Below are 793 nucleotides of genomic sequence, written 5' to 3'. Positions count from 1 at the left end.
TGCGGGCGGCGCGATCCAGGCTGGCAGCGCTAAGCTGACCCGGCGGGGAGGAGGCCGGATGAATCGCGACATCCGCGACGTCGAGGACGTGCTGAAACTGCTGGACGGGCTGCTCGCGCCCGGTGCCGACCGGTGGACTTCCGGTGGCGCCGACTGGTGGGACAGCTTCTACGCAGACCGGGACCGGCCCGTGCCGTTCTTCGCGGACAAGCCCGATGAGAACCTGGTGTCCTATCTCGACCGAGGGTTGATCACCCCCGGCCGGGCCCTGGACCTCGGCTGCGGCCCTGGCCGCAACGCGCTGCACTTGGCCGCCGCGGGCTTTCAGGTCGATGCCGTCGACCTGTCCCCCGCCGCGATCTCCTGGGCCCGCGATCGGGCCACCGCGGCCGGGCTCGACATCGCGTTCCACTGCGGCGACGCGTTCGCCGAGACGGCCCCGTCCGGGCCATACGACCTGGTCTACGACTCGGGCTGCTTCCACCACCTGCCACCGCACCGGCGCGTCAGCTATCGCGCACTGCTTGCCCGGGTACTGGCCCCCGGCGGCCACTTCGGCCTCAGCTGCTTCGCCGCGGGGGCGATGGGCTCCGAACTGCCCGACGCCGAGCTCTACCGGCGCGGCGGGCTGCAAGGCGGCGTCGCCTACACCCCGGAGGCACTGCGCTGGATCTTCGCCGACATGGCCGAGGTCGAGCTGCGCCGCATGCACGACGAGCCCGCCGACTCGCCCCGGTTCGGCGAGCAGTTCCTGTGGACCGCCCTGTTCCGCCACGACGGCTGACTCCGCGAC

General features: G+C 72.3%; 1 protein-coding gene. It reads left to right on the top strand.

Annotation, left to right across the window (positions count from 1 at the left end):
- The first annotated feature begins 58 nt into the window (after positions 1 to 58).
- Positions 59 to 784, top strand: coding sequence for a class I SAM-dependent methyltransferase (locus Rhe02_RS49485; protein ID WP_203915557.1), 726 nt, complete (start codon positions 59 to 61; stop codon positions 782 to 784).
- Positions 785 to 793 lie beyond the last annotated feature (9 nt).

This window comes from Rhizocola hellebori, assembly GCF_016862955.1.
Classification (GTDB): domain Bacteria; phylum Actinomycetota; class Actinomycetes; order Mycobacteriales; family Micromonosporaceae; genus Rhizocola; species Rhizocola hellebori.
Note: the sequence above shows the minus strand (reverse complement) of the source record. Positions and strands in the feature narration are given on the sequence as shown.

Excerpts from the sequence above, each read along its gene's own strand:
- Rhe02_RS49485 (WP_203915557.1), top strand. The coding sequence starts at position 59 with ATGAATCGCGACATCCGCGACGTCGAGGACGTGCTGAAACTGCTGGAC.